21 protein-coding genes are annotated in these 21,742 nt (G+C 68.8%); 12 read left to right on the top strand and 9 right to left on the bottom strand.

The annotated features are described in order from the left end of the window. Nucleotides 1-130: 130 nt before the first annotated feature. Nucleotides 131-1,129: a helix-turn-helix transcriptional regulator gene (locus ACF062_RS17965; protein WP_392139176.1), complete on the bottom strand. Its 999-nt coding sequence runs from the start codon at nt 1,127-1,129 to the stop codon at nt 131-133. Nucleotides 1,130-1,191: 62 nt separating this feature from the next. Between ACF062_RS17965 and ACF062_RS17960 the strand changes: the two genes are divergently transcribed. From ACF062_RS17960 to ACF062_RS17950, 3 genes are all read left to right on the top strand, one after another. Further along, entirely contained in the window at nt 1,192-2,172 is a 981-nt protein-coding gene (locus tag ACF062_RS17960; protein WP_392139174.1) for a DinB family protein, read from the top strand. A 312-nt stretch (nt 2,173-2,484) separates the two neighbouring features. Then, on the top strand, nt 2,485-3,375 hold the full coding sequence (locus ACF062_RS17955) for a hypothetical protein (RefSeq protein ID WP_392139173.1): 891 nt from the start codon (nt 2,485-2,487) through the stop codon (nt 3,373-3,375). A 214-nt stretch (nt 3,376-3,589) separates the two neighbouring features. Continuing rightward, complete coding sequence (locus tag ACF062_RS17950) at nt 3,590-4,873, top strand: hypothetical protein (protein WP_392139171.1); 1,284 nt, start codon at nt 3,590-3,592, stop codon at nt 4,871-4,873. 156 nt (nt 4,874-5,029) lie between these two features. On the opposite strand, the gene ACF062_RS17945 is transcribed toward ACF062_RS17950, so the two are convergent. The 3 genes from ACF062_RS17945 to ACF062_RS17935 form a co-directional block, all read right to left on the bottom strand. Next, on the bottom strand, nt 5,030-5,695 hold the full coding sequence (locus ACF062_RS17945) for a hypothetical protein (RefSeq protein WP_392139169.1): 666 nt from the start codon (nt 5,693-5,695) through the stop codon (nt 5,030-5,032). A gap of 126 nt (nt 5,696-5,821) precedes the next feature. Continuing rightward, nucleotides 5,822-5,953, bottom strand: a complete 132-nt coding sequence (locus tag ACF062_RS17940) for a hypothetical protein (RefSeq protein WP_392139167.1) — start codon at nt 5,951-5,953, stop codon at nt 5,822-5,824. Nucleotides 5,954-6,057: 104 nt separating this feature from the next. Next, a complete protein-coding gene (locus tag ACF062_RS17935) occupies nt 6,058-7,569 on the bottom strand; it encodes a cellulase family glycosylhydrolase (protein ID WP_392139165.1) in 1,512 nt (503 codons plus the stop codon). Between the two features lie 229 nt (nt 7,570-7,798). On the opposite strand from ACF062_RS17935, the gene ACF062_RS17930 reads away from it, so the two are divergent. Both ACF062_RS17930 and ACF062_RS17925 read left to right on the top strand, forming a co-directional pair. Then, nucleotides 7,799-8,239, top strand: coding sequence for a hypothetical protein (locus tag ACF062_RS17930; protein ID WP_392140278.1), 441 nt, complete (start codon nt 7,799-7,801; stop codon nt 8,237-8,239). Next, a complete protein-coding gene (locus tag ACF062_RS17925) occupies nt 8,143-8,406 on the top strand; it encodes an alpha/beta hydrolase (protein WP_392139163.1) in 264 nt (87 codons plus the stop codon). The genes ACF062_RS17930 and ACF062_RS17925 overlap by 97 nt, the downstream gene beginning before the upstream one ends. Here ACF062_RS17925 and ACF062_RS17920 read toward each other — a convergent pair. Both ACF062_RS17920 and ACF062_RS17915 read right to left on the bottom strand, forming a co-directional pair. After that, on the bottom strand, nt 8,324-9,064 hold the full coding sequence (locus ACF062_RS17920) for a MerR family transcriptional regulator (RefSeq protein ID WP_392139162.1): 741 nt from the start codon (nt 9,062-9,064) through the stop codon (nt 8,324-8,326). The two genes, ACF062_RS17925 and ACF062_RS17920, sit on opposite strands and share 83 nt — an antisense overlap. A gap of 115 nt (nt 9,065-9,179) precedes the next feature. Beyond that, the gene (locus tag ACF062_RS17915; protein ID WP_392139160.1) at nt 9,180-9,791 is read right to left on the bottom strand and encodes a TetR/AcrR family transcriptional regulator; all 612 of its coding nucleotides are present in this window, start codon (nt 9,789-9,791) and stop codon (nt 9,180-9,182) included. A gap of 127 nt (nt 9,792-9,918) precedes the next feature. On the opposite strand from ACF062_RS17915, the gene ACF062_RS17910 reads away from it, so the two are divergent. The 7 genes from ACF062_RS17910 to ACF062_RS17880 all read left to right on the top strand — a co-directional run bounded on the left by ACF062_RS17910 (nt 9,919) and on the right by ACF062_RS17880 (nt 18,309). Further along, nucleotides 9,919-10,566, top strand: coding sequence for a hypothetical protein (locus ACF062_RS17910; RefSeq protein WP_392139158.1), 648 nt, complete (start codon nt 9,919-9,921; stop codon nt 10,564-10,566). A gap of 117 nt (nt 10,567-10,683) precedes the next feature. Continuing rightward, nucleotides 10,684-12,288, top strand: a complete 1,605-nt coding sequence (locus ACF062_RS17905; RefSeq protein WP_392139157.1) for an alpha/beta hydrolase — start codon at nt 10,684-10,686, stop codon at nt 12,286-12,288. A gap of 311 nt (nt 12,289-12,599) precedes the next feature. Further along, a complete protein-coding gene (locus tag ACF062_RS17900) occupies nt 12,600-12,944 on the top strand; it encodes a hypothetical protein (RefSeq protein ID WP_392139155.1) in 345 nt (114 codons plus the stop codon). 69 nt (nt 12,945-13,013) lie between these two features. After that, nucleotides 13,014-13,748, top strand: coding sequence for a DUF3159 domain-containing protein (locus tag ACF062_RS17895; protein ID WP_392139153.1), 735 nt, complete (start codon nt 13,014-13,016; stop codon nt 13,746-13,748). A gap of 39 nt (nt 13,749-13,787) precedes the next feature. Beyond that, nucleotides 13,788-15,038, top strand: a complete 1,251-nt coding sequence (locus ACF062_RS17890; protein ID WP_392139151.1) for a peptide synthetase — start codon at nt 13,788-13,790, stop codon at nt 15,036-15,038. Nucleotides 15,039-15,089: 51 nt separating this feature from the next. Beyond that, entirely contained in the window at nt 15,090-16,532 is a 1,443-nt protein-coding gene (locus ACF062_RS17885) for an FAD-binding oxidoreductase (protein ID WP_392139149.1), read from the top strand. 103 nt (nt 16,533-16,635) lie between these two features. Then, on the top strand, nt 16,636-18,309 hold the full coding sequence (locus ACF062_RS17880; protein WP_392139147.1) for an alpha/beta hydrolase: 1,674 nt from the start codon (nt 16,636-16,638) through the stop codon (nt 18,307-18,309). 202 nt (nt 18,310-18,511) lie between these two features. Here the strand turns inward: ACF062_RS17880 and ACF062_RS17875 are convergent, their stop codons facing one another. The 3 genes from ACF062_RS17875 to ACF062_RS17865 form a co-directional block, all read right to left on the bottom strand. Then, a complete protein-coding gene (locus ACF062_RS17875) occupies nt 18,512-18,856 on the bottom strand; it encodes a GNAT family N-acetyltransferase (RefSeq protein WP_392139145.1) in 345 nt (114 codons plus the stop codon). A gap of 325 nt (nt 18,857-19,181) precedes the next feature. Then, the gene (gene htpG / locus ACF062_RS17870; RefSeq protein ID WP_392139143.1) at nt 19,182-21,020 is read right to left on the bottom strand and encodes a molecular chaperone HtpG; all 1,839 of its coding nucleotides are present in this window, start codon (nt 21,018-21,020) and stop codon (nt 19,182-19,184) included. Between the two features lie 200 nt (nt 21,021-21,220). Further along, on the bottom strand, nt 21,221-21,688 hold the full coding sequence (locus tag ACF062_RS17865; RefSeq protein ID WP_392139141.1) for a MarR family winged helix-turn-helix transcriptional regulator: 468 nt from the start codon (nt 21,686-21,688) through the stop codon (nt 21,221-21,223). Nucleotides 21,689-21,742: the final 54 nt, after the last annotated feature.

Genomic DNA, 21,742 nt, shown 5'->3' with positions numbered 1-21,742 from the left:
GGTGCCGTCGCCTTCAGCCGCGGCCGCGGATCGTGTCGGATGAACCGTGGTCGCTGATCGAGCCGATGCTGCCCGTGCCACCGCCGTAGCTGGTCGAGTTCGAGTACCTCGGTGCCGGCGTGCTCGCGGCTCATCGCTCTGGCGTGTCCGGCGCCGAGGGGATCGTTGCGCCGGCCGCCAGCAGGCTCTGCGCCAATGCGCGGCAGCGCGCCCCGAGTTCTGGAGGGTCGAGTATCTCGAAGGCGTGTCCCAGGAGGAGTACGTGCATGAGTACGGCGTCGAGGCGTTCGGCGCCGCTGAGTACCTCGCACAGCTGGTCTCCGCGCTGTCGTACGACGGCAGAGGATGCCGACAGCTGCGCGCGCACCGTATCGGCGGATGCGTGCACGAGGAAGCGCGCCTGGTGCGGGTAGACCCGGCTCGCCACGCCCTCTTGCACGTATGTCACCGCATCAGGCGCCGGGCGCGGCCGGAAGCGCCAGGTTCGTGCGGACGCCTCGGTGATCCGGTCGACGCGGAAGCTGCGCCAGTCGGCGCGGTCGAGGTCGTAGGCGAAGAGATACCAGCGTCGGTCGGAGGCGACCAGCCGATAGGGCTCGACGCGCCGCCGTCGCCTTTCGTTCCCGGACGGGTAGTCGAAGCCTGCCTCGACCTGATCGCGGCAGGCTCTGGCGAGCGTCATGAGCACCTCGGCGTCGACCGGCGTGCGGCCTGCGTGGAAGGACTCCACGGAGCCGGTGAGCGCGCGCACCTCCTGGCGCAGCCGGGTGGGCAGCGTCTGGTCGAGCTTGGTCAGCGCCCGTAGCGCGGCATCGCCGGAACCGGCGACTGCGCCGCGCGCGCCGATCAGCAGCGAGAGGGCGGTGGCGATGGCCTCCTGGTCGTCCAGAAGCAGCGGCGGCAGGTCCTTCCCCGGGCCGAGCCGGTAGCCGCCGCCGACGCCTTGGCCGGCATGCACCGGATAGCCGAGGGCCCGCAACCGCTCGACGTCACGCCGTACCGTGCGGGCTGTGACCCCGAGCCGGTCGGCGAGTTCGGGGCCGGTCCAGACCTGGCGCTGCTGCAACAACCCGAGCAGCGCGAGCACTCGCTCCGTCGTCCCTCGTCCGCCACCGCTTGCCGTATCCATGTCATCCATGCTGTCAGGGATAGCGGACCGATCCTGTCCGCCAGAGGTGTCACGGTGCCTGCATGGACGCAAACGAACTCGATGTGAACCGAACGCTGCGCGAGCAGTTGGAGTTCCACTGGAACCATCAGCTGCGCGCCCGGCTTGAGGGCCTCACCGACGACGAGTACTTCTGGTCACCGGTGCCGGACGCCTGGAGTGTGCGGCCGCGCGGCGGCTCGACGGCGCCCGTGCAGCTCGGTGCGGGCGACTTCACGATGGACTACGCCTTTCCCCAGCCGGTCCCCGCGGCCTTCACCACGATCGCCTGGCGGCTCGGCCACGTGATCGTCGGCGTGCTCGCCGCGCGCAACGCGGCGCACTTCGGCGCACCGGCAGCGTCCTACGAGACATGGGAGTACGCCGGCAGCGCGGCCACCGCGCTCGACCAGCTCCAAGCCCAGCTCGACGTGTGGCTGGCCGGGGTGCGCGGCCTTGGTGAGGCCGGGCTGCGGGCCCCGGTCGGGGCGAAGGAACCCTTCCCCGAGATGCCCATGGCCGACCTGGTGCTGCACATCCACCGCGAACTCATCCACCACTTGTCCGAGGTCTGCCTGCTGCGCGACCTTCACCTGCACACGAAACCCGGCACCCCCAGGGAGCAACCCCTCATGACCGCGAAGACGACCCACATCGACCCCGAAGAACTCCACCACAACCCTGCCTTCACGCAAGGTGTGATCACACCCGCTGCGCGGACACTCCATGTCGGTGGCCAGCTCGGCACCGACAGCACCGGAAACCTGCTCGACGGTATCGAGGCGCAGACCGTGCAGGCCATGCGCAACGTGCTGGCGGTGCTCGCCGCCGCGGGCACCGGTCCCGAGCATGTCGCCAAGCTCAACATCTACCTCGTCGATGGAGTCGACGCACAGGTGGGGTACGCGGCGTCGCGATCAGTGTGGGGCGATCACCGCACAGCCATCACGGTCGTTTCCACCGCAGGACACGCCCGGCCGGGCGCACTCGTGGAAATTGACGCGGTAGCGGTCATTCCCGAGTAGGACGAACCAGCGAATCGGGGCCGCACAGGCGTAACTCGCCGCATGGTCGATGACAACGCCGTGGCGGGGACGGCGGACAGGGAGGTATCCGGCCCTGACGCGCGTCCAGAACAGCTCTCGGTACGGGGTGAGCAGTGGTCTGTACGGAGTGACGATTCTGAGCCGTACAGACCGCCGGCGTCTTCCCGGGCCAGCAGTCGTCTCTCCCCCCGGACGAGCGCGCCCCGCGGCCTCGTTGAGCGCGGTGCGGAGCCGCTGATCGAGGGCTCCGATCACTGGGGCACCCGGGCGCTGAGCCCGTAGCATCCGCCCATGCCCAATCGGAGATCCATGACGAACGCACCGGAAACAGTACTGGTAGGCGGTGGCACAACGGCCCGCTTCGACGGTCAGCGGTTGCTGGTCGTACGCGGGCGCAGGACGTGGACGCTGCCTATCCGCGCGATCACGTCCGCGGAGGTGATCGCCGGTAACACCGTCCGTGTCGCCATCAGCGGGGACCCCGGTCGTGCCCGGCATGGTCTGGGCCGTGTCGTGGAGCTGCCCGGCGCCAACTCCCGCTCTACAGAAGCCTTCTTGGGGCGGCTGACGGCTGCCCTGGCCACCACGGCGCCGGCAGGGGACGGCCATGCGCTGATACAGGTGCGCACGCGGGCTCCGCGGTCGTACGCGCTGGGATCCGGCGGCAGGCGGGCGGTACGGGTCGGCCTGCTCCTGGCGGGTTACACGCTGCTGCTGTCGTCGCTGGGGTGGGCGAGCCCGCTGGAGGACGGATTGGCCGCCTTCTCGCTGAGCGTCGCCGGTGTCCTCGGCCTGATCGGGGGGATCGCGCTTTGGCGGATGGCCCGCCGAGCGCGCTCCCTGTGGCTGCTGCGCCGACGCGGTATCGGCGTGGTCGGCCAGGCCGACGGCTACGTGCGCATCTGGTCCAAGGGAGCCCACCTCTGGATCTTCTCCAAGCTGAACTTCACCACCGTCGACGGGCGGCCGATGCGGGACGTTCCGTCCACCGTGTCCATCTGGGACTTCTCGAACAAAGCGATCACCGGCCGGGTTGATCTCGTGTACGACCCCGAGCGACCTACTCGTGCCAGCCGCCACCTCACGGCCGCCTTCGTCCTGCGCACCCTGCTGCTCACGGCGGTGGGGCTCCTCCCACTGGCGGGCTCGGTGCTCTGTCTCGTTCCCAACCTGCCGTTCTGACCTGACCGTCGGAGGAGCGCCGTTCGCCTTCATGACGCGATCATGATTTGGCCTTCTTGAGCCACCGGCTCTTGAAGGTCCGCAGCGGACCCGGCGGACTCCTGCCGCTGCGACACGGGCGTGTGCCTGTGGCGCACAGGTGAAGGGCGATGCCGCGCCACTGCTAATCTCGCACGGGGTTTCGAATTCTTCGAAGTGACTGACGGGGTGGCATGTGAGGAAGCAGTTCTTCGTGTTCGGCGGCACAGTGATGGCCGTGCTCACAGCGGTTCCCGCGGCGGCGGCCCCGCTACCCCGGCCACCGCTGGTGAGCCTGAACGTCTCGGGCGACCACTACGCACTGACCGAGAAGACGAACCCGTACCAGACCCCGCCTGCTGCCGAGTACACGCCCGTGGGGATCAACGGAGCGCTGTCCGGCACCGATCGCACCGCGATGCTGGGAAGCGGCGATCCGGAGTGCGCGGCACGTGCCGACGCGCTGCCACAACCGACCCTGCCGACCAGCGCGGCGTACTGCTGGGACACCGTGATGCAGGGCAAGCAGGGCGCGGAGAACGCACACCTGATGCCCTGGGTGCCACAGGGCCTCGCCACCTCCGGCGAAGCACAGCTGAGCGGCATTCCTGTCACCGGAAACAACCGTGCCGCGATAGTCAGTTGGACGTGGCAGAACACCAAGCAGGACCCGGTGACGGACCCCGAGAACCCTCCGCCGCCCAAGAAGGACTACCGCCACAACTCGGTGAAGCTCGCCTTCGTCAACCTGGACGACATGAAGTACCGCTTCGTGCTCCCTGTGTGGGTGGACGAAGCGGGCGTGCAGCGGCGGATCTACGGGCACGGCGGCGGACTGGCCTGGTACGGCCCGTACTTGTTCATGTCCAGCACCTCCAACTGGGAGGGCCAGCCGGGCCCCGACGCGGGCAAGGCCGGCGTCCGCGTGTTCGACACCCGCAAGATCTACAAGAAGAAGGACGGAGGCGGCGGCGACTACCAGTACGTACTGCCGGAGGTACGGCACTACGTCTCCGGCGGCGCCTCCTTCGACTACGTCTCGCTGGACCGCAACAGTGCGGGCGGCGCCAGCCTGGTCGGCGGCAACTACAGGTCCTCGTCGACTACGGGCAGTCATGTCGGCACCGAGGTCTACCGCTATCGGTTCGGCGACGACTACCGGCTGAACAGGACGCCCGTACAAGGCTGGAAGTCCACCGTCCCCCAGAACACCGGCGACGCGATCAGCGACGTCCAGGGGGTCCAGGCCAACGGCGACACACTGCACTTCAACATGTCCAAGGGATCCGTGGCCAACCGCCGCTTCTCCACGGCCGGTGTCGGCGGGGCCACGGCGGACTGGACGCTCAAGGCACGCAAGGACTGGTCGTACCGCCCGCAGGATCTGTCCCTCTGGTACGCCACCAACGAACTCTGGAGCCTCACCGAGGGCGAGGAGGACAGGGTGCTGTACTCGGTGAAGTTGGACGCCCTGGGATAGGACCATGTCCTCGACGGTGAAGAACGCCATCGCTGTCCTGGTCCGCGTCACGGAGCAGGCGGGCCGTGACGGCATCATCAAGGTGAACCCCGCCCCGGTGACCGGCTGGAGACTCTCGTAGCGCTGGCCGCCGCTCTCGTGGAGCCTCCCCCGGTGTCAGCGGACCGTCACCGTGAAGACGGGCGACAGGGTGGAGCCGCTCTTCATGCGCAGCTCGTTCTTGCCCTTGAGGCCGAGCTTGACGCGCAGGCTGTACGCGCCGGACTTGTCGACGGTCGTGGAGGCGGGCAGCGTCTTCCACGTGCCGCGCTGCTTCTGCTGCAGGCCGACCTTGGTGCCCGCCGTGATGCCGGTGGCCTTGCCGCTGACGCGCAGCTCCTGCCATGCCTTCACGGAGGCCGCCGAGGGCTTGGCTGTCAGCGCGGGCTTCACCGCGGCGGTGGGGCTGTTCTTCTGGGTGCCGAGGCTCTTGCCGGTCGCGACGTCCCAGATGGCGTACGGCGTGCCACCGCCCTGCGTCTTGCTGTACAGGCGCTTGCCGTCGCCGCTCAGGTGCAGGTAGATGCCGTCGTTGACCGTCTGGCCCGGCTTGAGGATCTTGCCGTTGTAGTACGGCTTGCCGTCCTTGACGGTGATGGTGACTCCGGCACCGACATCGATCTTCACGGGCTTGGCGGCGACGACACTCCGTACAGCAGCGCGCTGCTCAGCGGCGGGCGCGCTCGCCAGCGCGGCCGCGGCCGGGGCCAGGAGCGCCGTACCGACGAGGACCGAAACGGCGGCGGTACGCAGGGCGCTGCGGCGGCGGGTGGTGGTACGCATAACGTGGTTCCCCTTCACGGTCATGGATCTGTTCGCACGCACGGCACGGCTCCGCTGGTCGGGCGGCGCCATGCCGGGATCTGTCCTGTTCACTCTCGCCATTCATGCTGTGCGGCGAGTACACAATCAACCTAGTTGACCCGTCATAACGGATAACCGCAGATCATGTAACAGTGCCCCATAGATCACCGCATGGTCTGCCATCAAGGCAGCACCAGAGGGCTCGACTCCGGTGACGACCAGGATCGTGTCGTCCACGAGACCACCGTGCCGGGATGCGCGCAGCTGTTCGACGATTTCCGCCGCGCGGCGGACGGTCCACCGCGCGTGACCGCGACGAGTTCCACCAGGACGCCCCGGTCTCAGCCCCGGCGGCCGAAGCCCGGCCTCACCGTCACCTGCACCTCCGTTCCGTCGGACGCCCACACGCGCACCTGTCGTGCCTGCCCGGGCGGCACACTTCGGGCGCTGGGGTGTGCCGTGCGGCCCGACACCTCGATCCGCCAGCCGGCGGGGTTCGGCGGCAGGGACAGCACGGTGGTGCCGGCACGGCGAGTCGACCGGTAGGCGAGGTGGTACGTCGCGCGGGCCGGGTCGTGGGTGTCGGCGCGCACGGTGCCCGCGACCGCCGGGGCGTACGGCGTGACAGTGCGCTCCTTGTTCGTACGCAAGCGGCCGTCGCGGTCGAGGGCGCAGTAGCCGCCGCCGTAGCACCAGACGTAGGCAGCCCAGCCCGAGGAGTAGCGGGCGAAGGAGGCGAGCGCGTCGTCGTGGAAGCTGCGCATGTTCGGCAGGCCGCTGTTCAGCGGGCCCCACTCGCCCACCACGACGGGAACCGAGTGCTCGCGCGGGTATGCGGTGACGGCGTTCTCGTACGCCGTGATCCAGCCGGCCGCCGGGTCGTAGTCGGCGCCCGCCTCCATCGCGGTGTTGTAGAAGTGCGGGGCGTAGACGACGCGTTCGTCGGGGACGCGGCCCAGGCCGGTGGGCACGCCTTCGCCGACGATCGGGGTCGGCTCGATGAACAGGTGGTTCGAGCGGTCCCGGGTGCGGATGGCGGCGGCGAGGCGGCGGTACATCGGGGTGAGCTGCGTCGCCTCGATGCGGCGTGCGGCACTCGCCAGGTCCTCGCCCGCGCGCAGCTCCCCCATCGGTTCGTTGATCAGGTCGTAGCCGAACACCGCGGGGTGCCCGCCGAAGCGGTCCGCCAGCAGGCGCCACATGCGGGCCTGTGCACGCCGCAGGTCCGCGTCCTCGTAGAGATGTGTGAAGGCGCGCTGGACGGCGGGTTCGAAGTACTCGGCGAACCAGTCGTCGGGGTGCGGGGTGAACGGCAGCCCGTCGGTCCGCGTCGCCCACGCCGGGATCCCGCGGTGGCCGAACGCGGGCCCGAACACGTCCTGGTGGGCGTCGATGACGACGTGGACGCCGTGCTCGTGCGCCCAGTCGAGGATGCGCCCGATCTTGCGCAGGTACGACTCGCTGTAGCGCCCGTGCCGCGGCTCAAGGTCGTCCCAGAAGACCAGCAGGCGGGCGAAGTTGAAGCCGTGGGCCCGCAAGTCGGCGAAGTGCCGCTCGGTGATCGCGCTGAGGGCGTCCGGGCCGTGGTGGATCTTGTCCTCGACGTTCCAGCCGCGCAGGGTGAGTGTGCGTCCACGGGCGTCGGTGAGGCGAGGTATACCGTCGGTGGTGGGGGCGGTTGCGGACCCGCTGCCGGAAGTGGCCCCCGCTACGGCGCCGGAATCGGTGCCGGGGCGCCCACTCCCCGCTCCCCCCGAAGCGGCGGGAGCCAGGCCCGCACCGAGCAGGGCGGTGGCGATCAGGACGATCAGGGCCGCCGGGCCGAGGTACTGCCGCGTGAAGCGCTTGCCCATGACGGACCTCCGGCACTCGGGAACGCGCGGTCACGTACGTGTGTCCGCTCGGTACGCACCGTACGTATCAGGAACCGCTTGCACAGACCAGCGAAGTGACGACGCGGGCGGCCGGGAATCCGTCGGGCCGGGTCGGAGCCCGGCACACCGGCCCTTGTTGACCCTGCCCCAAGGGCACGGAGTGGGATGGTCGCGACCACGACCACGAACCGGCATGCGGAGACTTGGCATGAAACGACGAGGCAGTGTCGGCCAGAGCCTGGCGGTCCTCGGCCTGGGGGGCTCGCTGGCCACGGTGTCCGCCGCCGCCGAGGAGCCCAGGACGCCGCAGGTGGAGTGGGACCAGTGCCCCGACGACGTCGTGGCCCAAGCCGCTCCGACCGAGTTGCGGTGTGCCACCAGCGTCGACGGCAGCATCTTCCGGCTCCTGACGTTCGGCCCCCTGTTCAAGCAGACGCGGTACCCCGAGCTGGCACAGACCTGGCAGGCGACGAGCCTCTCCGTCACCTGCAACGACGTCGCATGGCCCAAGGACGTCACCGCCTACCAGCAGGGCGTCCTCGGGGCGGGAAGGTGCTGCGCGAGAAGTTCGGTGACCGGGCGCGGCTGGTCAGCGTCGACGACAACGGGCACGGCGTGTACGTCCTGGGCAACGACTCCTGCGCGCTGAACACCGCCACGCGCTACCTCGTCGAGGGCGAGATGCCCGCGAAGGACACGTCCTGCCGCGCGGACCGACCTTCCCCGGACGCCGTCAACGTGGGTCGCCCGTATCGGACAGAAGTGCGTGCAGACGCCGCATCACGTCGACCTGGGCCGGATTGTAGAGATCGGTGATGGCTGTGCCGATGGTGCGAGCGGTGTGCTGCCGGCCGCGCGGGGCGTCCGCGGCGAGGTCGTTCAGCCCGGGATGCTTGACCCGGAGACCTCGGACGTAAGGCACGAGACGCTCAGCGAGACTCTGGCGCGCCTGCTCGTCCGCATCGGCGGGAAGCTCGTCGAATTCGCGTGCCACCGGCTGCGGCTCCTCATGGAGCAAGTCCGCGTAGGCGTCCATCCCACTGGGGCCGAGGACCGTACCGAGGACGGTGACGAAAGAGCGGTCGGGGTCAGCAAGCTCTGCTGTCTCGTCCACGGAGGCGAGCCGGAGGGGAAGATCGGCCGTGGCCGTTCTGCGCATGAGGGCGCCGACCTCGGCGCGGGCGTGTTGCAGGCGTTCGATGGCGGCGGCCAACTCCTCGTCGAGAGCCCGTAGATCACGCGGGTCCGGGTCGGAATCCGGGCCGTCACGCATGTCCGCGATCTGGGAGAGGGAGAACCCCAGAGCGGCGAGGCGCTTGATCCGGAGGAGTCGGACGAGATGGCTGACGCCGTACTGCTTGTAACCGTTGGAGCGGCGCTCCGGCTCGTCGAGCAGGCCGATGGCGTGGTAATGCCGTACGGCCCTGAGGCTGGTGCCGGCCAGCTCCGCCATCTCCCGGGTGCTCCACGCCATGACCGATGTCTCCCTCACCGTCCGGTGCAGTCGGCGCGGTCGCGCCGTGGGCCCATTGAAAACCATGACGCAACGGCTACCTCTCGGGTGCCTGGAGCGAGGTGGTTGGTCCGGTTCACGGTTGAGTCGGCCCGGCGGGTGGTGCGGGGCCGGTGGAGAGGACGTGGTCGACGGCGGCATCGAGGGTCTCGGTCTCGGCGATGAGGACGGATTCGCGGGTGGGCAGGGCGCGTTCGACCGAGAGTCCGTTGAGGACGGTGAGGAGGAACCTGACGTTGCGGGTGTGGTCTCCCGGGGGAAGCGCACCTTCCTCGGCGAGCACGGTCAGCCAGTGTTCGACTCGGCGCTCCGCCTCCCGCTCATGGCCGAGGTATGCGGCGCGTACCTGTTCGGTCGGCTCGGGTTCGATGAAGGCCCGATACATCGTGCCCCAGGCGGTTCGCGCGTCCTCGTTGGTGCCGAGCGGTGCGAGAACCTGCCGCAGGCAGTTCAGCAGCCGTTCGCGGGGCGGCAGTGTCCGGTCCCGGATCGGGTCGCCGGGCAGCAGGCGTTCGTAGATCCGCGCGAGCAAGCTGTCCTGCAGGGCGCGCTGGGTGGGGAAGTGGAACCTCAGCGAGCCGGTGCTCACTCCCGCACGCGCGGCGACCGCGCGCACGCTCAGCTTCGCCGCCATGTCCTCGCTGATCATCTCCGCAGCGGCCTGGAGGATCTTCTCGCGTGTATCCATGCTCCGCTCTCCTTCGCTTCGACCAGCGCTTCACTGTACTAGCACGCCGTACTAGTACAGTGTGCTAGCGTTTTTCTAACACGCTGTACTAGTGAGGTGCGGCCGATGTGCGCAAGAGGGGCGGAGCATGACCTGGAAGCAGTGGGCGGCATCGAAGCGCCTCAAGCCGGGAGACGGCAGGGAGCTCCAGCGGTTCCGCTGGTGGCAGCTCCCCCTGCGCTCCCTGTTCTGGCTACGACTTTCCGGGGCCGGCGGGCAATCCCGCCTGCACGCCGTCGACGTACGGCACTGGGCGCGGTTGGACAACAGCAGGATCCGGGCGCATCTGTTCCTGGACGGCAGGCATGTGGCCGAGTCGAAACTGCCCGCGGTCTTCCCTGTCGACGGGGGTGTCATCGAGGTGGCGATGAGCAGCTACGGCATCAGGCGCTGCCACTACCGCCCCTCGGGCGGACCGCCGCGTCAGCTCACGCCCGACCCGGCCTCGGCGGAGGGACGGCGGGCGCGCTTCGGCGCCCGCCATCCGGAGCTGAGCCGGGCGATCGGCATCGGGTCGGTGTTGCTGCTCGTCATCGGTGTTGGCCTGAACCTGCTGCAGCTCGCTGAACCCGTCTCTCAGATTCCCGCTGTCGCGCAGCGGGTCGGAACGTTCGAATCACCGATGCACCTGCCGATCTGGCTGAACCTCGTACTGGGGGTCGGGGCCGTTCTGGCCAGCATGGAGCGCGCACTCCGTCTGCGGTACTCCTCTCTGCTCGACGCGGCCGGTCACTGACCCCACGAAAAAACAAGGAAGGCGCGACCACGTCAGCCCCCTACGGCCCCGCTTCCCGCACGACCGGCATGGCCCGGCCGCATGGAATGGCACGCGTACGGCGAAAGGAAGATCAGCATGACCTGGTTGAGGCCGAACCCACGGTACGGGGCGGCGTTCGCCGCGGCCCTCCTCGTCCTGACCGGGTGTTCGTCCGGCGCCTCGGGGCCGCGAAACACATCCGCAGGGGCCACGCCGGCCTCCGCCCCGTCTCCGGACCCGCTCACTTGGAGCACGTGCGGGAAGAACCTCGAATGCGTCACGATCAAGGTGCCGCAGGAATACACCGAGCCCGATGGCACGCGGATCCCGCTCGCGGTCATGCGCCACCGGGCCACTGACCCCGGCCGCCGCATCGGCAGCCTGATCTTCAATCCGGGCGGGCCAGGAGTTCCCGCCACCGAAACACTGCGCAATCTGCCCAGAGCAGCCGGCACTCCTGGCGCCTTCTCCCCCGCGGTGCTCGCCAGATTCGACATCATCGCGATGGACCCGCGCGGCGTCGGCGGATCACAGGCCGTTCGCTGCCTGACCGACAAGCAGCGATCCGACGCCGCCGGCACCGCCTTCGACCCAGCTGTCCCCGGGGGCAAGACCCTGCCGCGACTGCTGAGGGACGCCGCCGCGTTCACCGACGGCTGCATCAGACACCAGAGCAAGGAGTTTCTGGCCAGCCTGTCCACCGACAACGTGGCCCGCGACATCGACCAGGTGCGCTCCGCGCTCGGCGAGAACAAGATCACGTACTACGGCTTGTCCTACGGCACCGTGGTCGGCCCGATGTACGCCACCCTCTTCCCTCATCGCGTCCGCCAGATGGTGCTCGACGCGCCCGTCGACACCAACCAGTGGTTCGGCAACTCCCTCCCCTTCCAGCACGACGTCGCCGTCGCAAGCGAACGGACCCTCAACGCCTGGTTCAAGACCTGCCACACCGAAGGGACCGCAGTGTGCCCGTTCGGAGCGGGCGACCCCCAGGCGGCGTTCGACGAACTGATCGACACACTGGAAGCGAAACCACTGAAAATCGCACCCGTCAAGGGCACCACCCCGGGCGGTGAACTCGACGGCGCCATGGCCCTCGAGGCCACCCGAGCCCTGGCCGGTGACCAGCACGCCTGGCCTTTGCTGACCTCGGCTCTGCTGGCCGCGGAGGGCGGCAACGGCACACCCCTGTACACGCTGTGGAACAGCGTCACGGTATCCCCCTTCCCGGTTCCTACCGCGATGTTCGAAGCCCACACCGCAGTACGCTGCGCCGACTGGCACACCCCGGCCGGCATCGCCGCGCACAGGACCGCAGCCACCAAGGCCGTTGCCGAGGCCAGGCGTGTCGGGACCCGGGCCGCCCACTCCGCCCTGAACTGCGCCCGGTGGCCCGCGCCGAACAAGGACCGCGTCACCAAGCCGCTCACAGGCACTGGTACGCCCCCGGCACTGGTGGTCGCGGGTCGGCTGGATCCGGTCACCCCGCACCACTGGGCCGAGAACATGACGCGAACCCTAAACTCTGCGGTCCTGCTCACGCGTGAAGGAGTTGGACACGGCTCCTACGGCAGCAACTCGTGCGTGGACAGCGCAGTTGACGCCGCCCTCATCCACGGCACCCACCCCGCCGACGGCACCGTGTGCGAGACGGACACGCCCGCCACCACCCGCCCCCTTGTCTCCGCGAACCGTTGAGTCGCAGCCGGTCTCACGGTGGTCGCGCGACATGTCCATTTTCCGGGGGTGCACGAAAGTGTGCCGTAACGTCACCAGTTTCACGGCCCGAACCGAAGGTAGTAGTCACACAGCAAGGCAAAGCAGCAGGGAATTCGCTCACTGGCATAACCGGAGTGGTGAACGCCCAGCCGTCTGTGTCTTCTATGCCGTGAAGGAGATTTGGGAAGACCGCGGTTGAAGGGTGAGGGGAAAACTCGCCTGCTGTTCTTTCCGCGACACAAGAATTCCCCACACTGCAACGACTGACCTTTAGGTGAACCATCGTGCCCATGACTCTCGCCCAGAAGCTGTACCTGCTCTGCTACACCGTCAAGAAGGAGAAGTTCCAGCTCGACAACGCTCAGGGTCGCGGCCAACTATTACGGGCCGGAGCGATGACCGAGCTGGCCCGCGCCGGATTACCGGACGCCACCGGAGGCAAGGGCTGGCTCAAGTTCCTGCACGACAAGGCCCACACGGCCGAGACTCCGATTCGCGACCAGTTGCTCGCCTCCGGGGATGTCGTCATGACGCGGGAGAAGGAGCTGGGGGCCATCTCCATCAACCGGGTCTCCGTGGTGCACCCGGACTCCTATCTCGCGAGCCGGGCCGTGGGAGGCGGCTGGAGCGCCTGAATCGAAGTGCACCGCGACGAGAAACGCCCCAGGAAAGCCTCAGCCGCAACACGTGATCAGGAGTGATCGATGTCCCATCCCCAAGGCGAGCACGGCCCCACCTCGACCAACGGCAGGAACCCCGGGAACACGCCGCCTCCCGCCCCGCGGCCGCCCATGCTCGAGTCCATGGGCGGCACGGCGGGCTTCCTCCACTCGACCGTCCCGGTCGTGGTGTTCGTGATCGCACTCGCTCTGCTGTCGACGAAGGCGGCCGTGATCGCGGCCGTCACGACCGGTGCGGTGCTCACCCTGGCCCGGCTGGTGCGCGGGGAACGTCTTCTCGCCGCCTCCGGCAGCCTGACCGGCGTTCTGGTCGCGGCAGGCATCGTCGCGCTCACCGGTTCCGCCAAGGACTTCTTCCTGCTGGGTATTTGGGTGGCCTTCGCCGGTTTTCTCGCCACCTTCGGTTCGGTCCTCTTCCGCCGCCCCCTGACCGGCGTGGCGTGGAATCTCCTGCACGGGGGTGCGCACGCCTGGCGCGAGGACCGTCAGGTTCTGCGGGCACACGACATCGCCACCCTCTCAGCGGCGAGTGTCCTCGGAGCCCGGTTCGTGGTGAAGCAGTGGCTCTACGTGCACGACGCCACCGGCTGGCTCGCCTTCGCGAAGATAGCCATGGGCACCCCCCTCACCGTGGTGGCCGCGCTGGTCGTCGCCTGGGCCTTCCGCACAACGTCGAAGCGCCTGGTGCCCAGCCGACCGGCCGAGACGAGTGCTGAGCAGGAGGCCGGACTCCCGCCTCGCCACGATGCGTCCCGGTAGCGAGCCGTCACATCACCTCAGCGAAGAAAGGGCCTCCGGATGTCGATCAGCCATACGCACGTGGAGACGGTGAGGGAACTCGGAGCCTTCGAGCGGACCATCGATCTCTATATGCGCCGAAACCCTGTCCAGTTCTCCCTGGTCGCCGAGATCAACCGGAAGGTGTCCCAGCAGACGCTGGCGCGTGCCCTGCGGGGTGTTCAGGCACTGCACCCGCTCCTTCGCGTCTCGGTCGACCGCCGAGCTCCCCAGGCCCGGTACCGCTGGGCGGAGGGTCCGGTCAGGATCGAAACCGCCGTCGAGGGCACTCCCTGGCAGGCGGTTGTCGCTGGTGAGCAGACGCGCCCCATAGCGCCGGAGCCGGGGCCGCTGATACGCGCCGTACTGATTCCCGCGGAGACCGGCAGCTTCATCGTGCTGACCTTCGCCCACCAGATCACTGACGGCACCGGTGGCATGCGGGTGGTAACGGACCTCGTCGCCGCCCTCGACGGCGACGAGGAGGGCGCCGAGCCGGTCCCGGAGCAGGATGTACCGCCACCCCAGGAGGCCCTCCTGCGAGCTCTCGCGGCCGCGCCGCCCACCGTGGACCCACCCCCGGATGAGCTGCTGAACGCGCCCGGTGAGCTGACGCGGTTCTCGGGACGGACACCGCACGTCTCCGCCCTGGCACTGCGACGCGGTCTGACCGCGGCACTCGTGACCCGCTGCCGCGCGGAGGGCGCTTCCGTACACGCCGCGCTGTGCGCTGCCGCCTGCACGGTCTTCCACCGCGCGGGCCGCCCCCGGGTGAGGGTGCTGAGCCCGGTCGACCTGCGCCGTGCCGCAGGTCTGCCCGACGCCGTCGCCAACCGGTTCGCGGGAGCACGGACTGCCAGTGAGGCATCCCAGGCCGAGGATTTCTGGGAACTGGCCCGGCACCATCACGAGGCTCTGGCACGCCTGCGTGCACCGCAGGTACTCAAGACCGGCTCGGAGGCGCTGGCCCAACAGCCGCCGGCCACCCCCGAAGAGGCCGAGGCGATGATGACCGTCGCCACCGCCGCCGACATCCAGATCACCAATCTCGGGGTGGTGCAGACGCCGGCACACGACCGCGGCTGTCTCACCGCTCTGTGGGGACCGGCGCAGACCACTCAACTGCGCGGCGAGCACGTCCTCGGTGTCGCCACCCTCGGGGGACGCCTGCGCATGACGGAACTGACCCATGACCCCGTGGCCGTTCTGCTGCCCGACATGGTCGCCGTCCTCGCCCGGCAGTGCGCCGAGCCCGACCCGCCGTCCTCCTGACCCGTCCAGGGCACCGAACTCCATCTCCGACCACAACACACAGGAGCGACCATGCGAACACCTGCTGATAGCGACGCCCGCGACCAGGTCAACACCGCCTTGCTGGCCGAGCTGCGGTCCCGTATATCACCGGCCCGTGTGCTCACCGACGGACCGGAGTACGCACGAGCCGTGGCGCTGTTCAACGCGGCGGTGGATGTCCGCCCCTCTGTCGTCGTGCGGTGCGCGACCACCGCCGACGTGCAGGCCGGAGTACGCGCGTCTCGTAACCATGGGGTACCGATGTCCGTGCGCGGCGGGGGTCACGACTTCTGGGGCCGGGCGTTCCGTCCCAATGGGCTGGTTCTCGATCTGACCGACATGAGGGAAGTGCGGGTCGACGCCACCCACCGTCACGCGACGGTGGGTGGCGGGGCGCTCTCGTCCGACGTCGTATCGGCCGCCGAGCGGGCGGGCCTGACCGCCGTCACCGGAACGGCGGGCTCCGTCGGAATGGTCGGCCTCACGCTCGGCGGCGGGTACGGTCCCCTTCTCGGGCAGTTCGGGCTCGCGGCCGACAACCTGCTCGGCGCCGAGGTCGTCCTGGCCGACGGTTCACGGGTGAACACCGACGCCGAACATCATCCGGACCTCTTCTGGGCGTTGCGCGGCGGCGGCGGCAACTTCGGTGTCGTGACCTCGGCGCGGATCCGTCTGCACCCCGTGCCGACAGTGGTGTCGGGAACCATCTTGTACCCGATCGCCCAGAGCGCCGGCATCCTGGCCGACCTCGGTGAGATCCTTCAGGACAGTCCGGACGAGCTGACGGTGGACGCGGGGTTCCTTCCCGGTCCGGACGGCGAACCGACGGTATACGTCGCGCCGACCTGGTCGGGGGATCTCGAGGTGGGGAACGCCGAGAACGGGCCGGTGCGTGCGCTGGCCAGGCTCGGTATACCCGTGCTCGCCGAGGTCGGACCGGTCGACCGTTCCGCGACGCTGGCCGCGACGGACGCCATGTTCCCACCCGGGCGGATGGGCGCGATTCGCACGCGAACCGTCCAGAGCGTCTCCAGCGCCATCGCGACCGTCCTGGAGCGCGCCGCCCAGGAGTTCACCTCACCGTTCTCCGCGATCGTGTGGCACCAGTTCCATGGTGCCGCCACCCGCCCGCCTCTCGGCTCGACGGCTTTCGGCCGACGCGAACCGCACCTGATGGTCGAGCTGATCTCCATGTGGGAGAGCGGCGAGAACAACGGTCACATGGGACCTGGCGACGGTGGCTCACCCCATCTGCGCTGGCTGGAAGAGCTTCACGCGGCGCTCGAACCGTTCTCATCGCCGGGCGGCTACGTGAATTTCCTGGGACCGGAGACTCCCGACCAGGTCGCGAACTCCTACGGGCCGAACACCCGGCGCCTGCTGGCCGTGAAGTCTGCGGTCGACCCGGATGCCGTCTTCGCCGCCACACCGCTCCCCATCGGCACCGCCGACGACGGCTCCGCGCCCATCTGAGACGAGGGCGACGTCGCCACTGTGACTGTCAGAGGCATCCTCACCGCCCACAACGCCGCAGCTGCCTGCGACATCCCCGCCTACGGAGACATCCACGACCGGGATGGGCATCCGCACCACCACTACGGCGGTGCGGCAGCGACAATCCGTCAACCGCCGCCGCCCCCTCGTGCACGACCGCGGCTCGGCACAGGAGAAACGCATGCGATCACATCCTCGGCTCCCCGATCGATCCCGGTACCGCCAGACCGTGCTCGCCGCGGCTGTACTCCTCCTGCTCGCCGGATGCACGCCCACTTCCGCTTCTCCTCCACCGGACTCCGGCGCGGATGCGGACCTCGGCGCCTACCTTGAGCAAGAGCTCAAATGGGTCGGGTGCAAGGACACCGCCACGAGCAAGGCGGACGCCAAGCTGTTCGCGGACCCGGCGCTCCAGTGCGCCTCGGTCGAGGTACCGCTCGACTACGACAAGCCGGCGGGGAAGAAAGCGCGAATGGCGCTCACGCGCCTCCCCGCCAGGGGTGAGGCCGACGGTTCGTTGCTGATCGACCCGGGAGGCCCGGGCGGATCGGGCACCAGCTTCGTCGCGTCCACCCTGCCACTGTGGCAGAAGAGCCCCGTCGCCGAGCGCTTCGACATCGTCGGCTTCGATCCTCGCGGAGTGGGGTCCTCGACCCCGGCCCTTGACTGCTACACCGACGAGGAGTACGACGCAGGCGACGTTCCGCGGTTCGGCGCGGTGTACGACGTCACGAGCGCCGAGGAGGCGGACGAGCTCGCAGAGCGCTGCGCGGCCGGCTCTGGTGGCGTCGCGAACCTCGTGAACGCCGGGTCGACGAACGTTGTGCGTGATATGGACATCACGCGAGCGGTGCTCGGCGATGACAAGCTGACTTATCTCGGCTACAGCTACGGCTCCGAGCTTGGCGCCATGTACGCCGCGAGCTACCCCGAGAAGGTTCGCGCGATCGTGCTCGACGGGGCCGTCTCGCCCGACCTGACGGCGAGCGAGTACCGCCTCTCCTCATTCACCGGACTGCAGGCGCGGTTCGACGACCTCGCCGCGCACTGCGCAGAATCGCCCGACTGCGTTCTCGGCTCCGACCCCGCGGCTGCGAACGACCGCCTGCGCGAGATCGTCCGGCCGCTCGTCGAGACACCAGCACCGACCACCGACGGCCGGGGCCTGAGCGTCTGGGACGTCTATCTCGGCATCAGCGGCGGACTGTACTCCGAAAAGAAATGGCCCGACGTCATCTCCGCCCTGACCGCGCTCGAAGCGGGGAACGCCGACCGGATGCTCGCCCTGCGCGACACCTTCTACGCTCGCACGGCGGACGGCGCCTATGGCCATGACTTCGACACGAACATCGCTGTGCGCTGCATGGACTCACCCCGTCCGACGCCGAAGGAACAGACCGCGCTCGCACGCGAGATCGGGAAGGTCGCCCCGATGTTCGACATTGACGTGTTCACGGCGGGCAACTACCACAGCGAATGCGAGGCGTGGCCCGCGCCGCCACAACGTGACGAACCCTGGCTCGCCGATGTCGAAGGCCTCCCCGAGACGCTCGTCGTGTCGGTCACCGGCGATCCCGCGACACCGCACGAGGGTGGCATCGCGATGGCGCGAGCTCTCGGCGGAAGCCTGCTCACAGTCGACGGCAAGCAGCACGGCGCCTATATCCTCGGCGGCAGTAAGTGCGTCGACGACGTGGTCGGTGAATATCTCCTCGACCTCGAAACCCCGCCCGCCGACGCCCGTTGCAGCCTGTGACACGCTCGACTCCGGCAGCAACTGCTCCGCGTGGTGCTGGTGACTCGCGGGCCTGACCCGACAGGCCTTGCGCCGGTTCGCAACTATGCCGTGCTCTCCGCGCCCGTGGGGATGGTCCCGAGGGCGCCGGATGGCTCTGCGACGACCACCGGCCGCAGTCGATCGCACGGGCGGCCCGCGGGAGCGCACTCCCTGCTCCTGATCATGGCGTCATGTGCGGGCACCGCACGTCGCCGGCAGGGAAAGCGATGTCCATCTCCTCCTCCATCGCGCCGAAGAAGCGTCGTCCATCGAGCGACTGCCGCGACGTGGACCATGTGTAACCACCGCACGGCTCCATGGCGGTGTGCAGGGCATGACGACCGACGCCCTGCCCCTGCCAGTGACTGGCGATGGCGATGTTGACCACGTACCCGACGCGGCACACATGGCAGACCTGGTACTCGAGGCAGCCCACCAGGCGGCGGCCCGCGTCCAGCACTGATACGGCCTGGCGACCCGCGGGCAGCACCGCGGGCACGTACTCGAAGCTGACCTGACGACTCACCGCGTTCGCCCCCGCCTACGACAACTCGCGTGGTCCGACGTCAGCGGATGAGACGCTGCGCCGGGGCGGAACAGATGCCCGTAGCCATGCAAGTCGAAAATCTCGGGTACGTGGCCATGAACCTCGTAAGAGCACCCGAACAGCGCAAGGGCGCCGCATGGCGAGCGGGCCGCCGGGGGGGCGGTCAGACGGTGGTCTTCACCGACTCCTGGAGTTCAGCTCGCGCCTGACGATCGGGGCTATTCCTCGCACGATTGCCGCGAGCACCGCCGTGCTCGCGGCAATCGTCTTCGCCCCGCGGGTCAGATCGTCTTCGCTCCGCGGTTCAGACCGTCTTGCTGAGGCGGTCTGCCAGCAGGGCGGCGAAGCGGGCCGGGTCGGCCAGGTCGCCGCCTTCGGCGAGCAGGGCGGTGCCGTACAGGAGCTCGGCCGTGCCCTTCAGCTCCGGGTCGTCGGGCCGCTTGTCGTGGGCCGTCCTGACCGCGCTGACCAGCGGGTGCTTCGGGTTCAGCTCAAGGATGCGCTTGACCGAGGGGATCTCCTGGCCCATCGCCTTGTACATCTTCTCCAGGGCCGGCGTGATGCCGTCGGTGTCGCTGACCAGGCACGCCGGTGAGGTGGTGAGCCGGGTCGTCAGACGCACCTCCTTGACGTCATCGAGCGTCTCGTTGAGCCAGGTCAGCACTGCCGCGTACTCCCCCGCCTCCTCCGGCGACGGCTCCTCCTCGGAGGGCAGGTCCACCGCGCCGCGGGTGATGGACTGCAGCTCCTTGCCCTCGTAGTCGCGGACCGCCTCGACCCAGATCTCGTCCACCGGGTCGGTGAGCAGCAGGACCTCGTACCCCTTGGCCCGGAAGGCCTCCATGTGCGGGGAGTTCTCGATCTGCGCGCGGCTGTCGCCGGTCATGAAGTAGATCTTGTCCTGGCCCTCCGGCATCCGGGCGAGGTAGTCGGCCAGAGTGGTGGGCTCTTCACCGGCGGTGGAGGCGAAGGAGGCGATGTCGAGAATCGCCTTGTGGTCCTCCGTCCGGTCAAGGAGTCCCTCCTTGACGGCGGGTCCGAACTCGCGCCAGAACGTGCGGTACTTCTCGGCATCCTTGCTCATCAGGTCCTTGATGGACGCCAGGATCTTCTTCGCCAGGCGACGGCGGATGAGCTGGATGTGCCGGTCCTGCTGGAGGATCTCGCGGGAGATGTTCAGCGACAGGTCGGCCGCGTCCACGACGCCCTTGACGAAGCGCAGGTGGTCGGGCAGGAGTTCACGGCTGTCATCCAGGATGAACACACGCTTGACGTACAGCTGGAGGCCGTGGCGGGCGTCCCGCTGGTAGAGGTCGTGCGGGGCCCGTGACGGCAGGAACAGCAGGGCCTCGTACTCGAAGGTGCCCTCGGCCCGCATCTGGATGATGTCGAGCGGGTCCGTCCAGTCGTGGCTGATGTGCCGGTAGAACTCCCGGTACTCCTCCTCGCTCACCTCCGAGCGCGGGCGGGCCCAGAGCGCCTTCATCGAGTTGAGGGTGGACTCCCCCATCCGGACGGGGAAGGAGATGAAGTCCGAGTACCGCTTGACGATCTCCCGGATCTTCGCATCGTCGGTGTAGTCGTAGAGCGCGTCCTCCTCGTCGGCGGGCCGCAGGTGTACGCGGATCGACGTGCCCTCGGGTACGTCCTGGACGTCCTCGACGGTTTCGACCGTGTACGTGCCGTCGCCCTCCGACTCCCAGCGCACTCCGGTCGGTTCGCCGGCCTTGCGGGTGAGCAGGGTGACCTTGTCGGCGACCATGAACACCGAGTAGAAGCCGACACCGAACTGGCCGATCAGCTCGGCCGACTCCTTGTTCTCCTTGAGCCGGCGCAGCGTCTCGGCCGTGCCGGACCTGGCGATGGTGCCGATCAGCCCCACGACCTCGTCGCGCGTCATGCCGATGCCGTTGTCCCGCACGGTCAGCGTGCGGGCCTCCTTGTCGGCCTCGATCCGGATGTGCAGGTCGTCCGCCTTGAGACTGTCGTCCTTCAGGCCGGCCAAGCGCCGCTTGTCCAGGGCGTCAGAGGCGTTGGAGATGAGTTCGCGAAGGAAGATGTCCTTGTTCGAGTAGATCGAGTGGACCATCAGCTCCAGCAGCTGTCGCGCCTCGGCCTGGAACTCCAGCGTCTCGGTACTCATGACTTCCCTTCTGGTCGGTTCGTCTGTACGACGCCAACATTTTCCGTCAACATTTTCATGGGTGCCGCAAGGGCGCCGAGATCAGCCCGCTGCACCTCGCGGAACTGCGGCCACCACGCCCGCTCCCGGGCGCCGCGCGACGACGTACAGCAGTACCGACGTCACGTCGGCAGCCAGGACAGGACCCCCCAACTGCCATCTCAGCGGGGGGTGGTCGCATTTCCACCGGTGCGGAGCACGGGCCATGCGCCGTCGTCGCCATCGCGCAGGGAATGAATCATGCTCCGCAGGATCCGGAACGCGCCTGCCTGTTCGGCCTCGGTCATGCCGGCCAGCATTCCGACCTCGACGGACCGGACCGCCACGGTCGCCTTCTCCGGGCTTCGGCGGCCGCGAGGCGTGAGGCGCGTGGGAAGGGCCTTCCCGACGGGCGCTTCCGCGGGCCTGGTCACGTAGCCCTCTCGTTCCAGGGCCTGGAGCAGCACGTTCATCGACTGCCGTGTCACGAACGCGCCCCGCGCGAGCTCGGAGTTCGACAAGCCCGGCCGCTGGGCCAGCAGTTCGAGGCAGGAGTAGCGCGTCACGCTCATCCCGAGTGGCCGCAGCACCTCCTCGTCCGGCCTGCGAGCGGACGAGGCCAAGGTATCGCTCGTCGCCCGGCCCGGCATCGGGGCCGCGATCTGGCTCCACGACCGCGCCTGACGAGCCGGACGCCACCGACG

It is taken from the genome of Streptomyces sp. NPDC015345, from assembly GCF_043078805.1.
GTDB lineage: Bacteria > Actinomycetota > Actinomycetes > Streptomycetales > Streptomycetaceae > Streptomyces.
The sequence above is the reverse complement of the archived record's forward strand: the minus strand, read 5'-3'. Positions and strand labels throughout refer to the sequence as shown.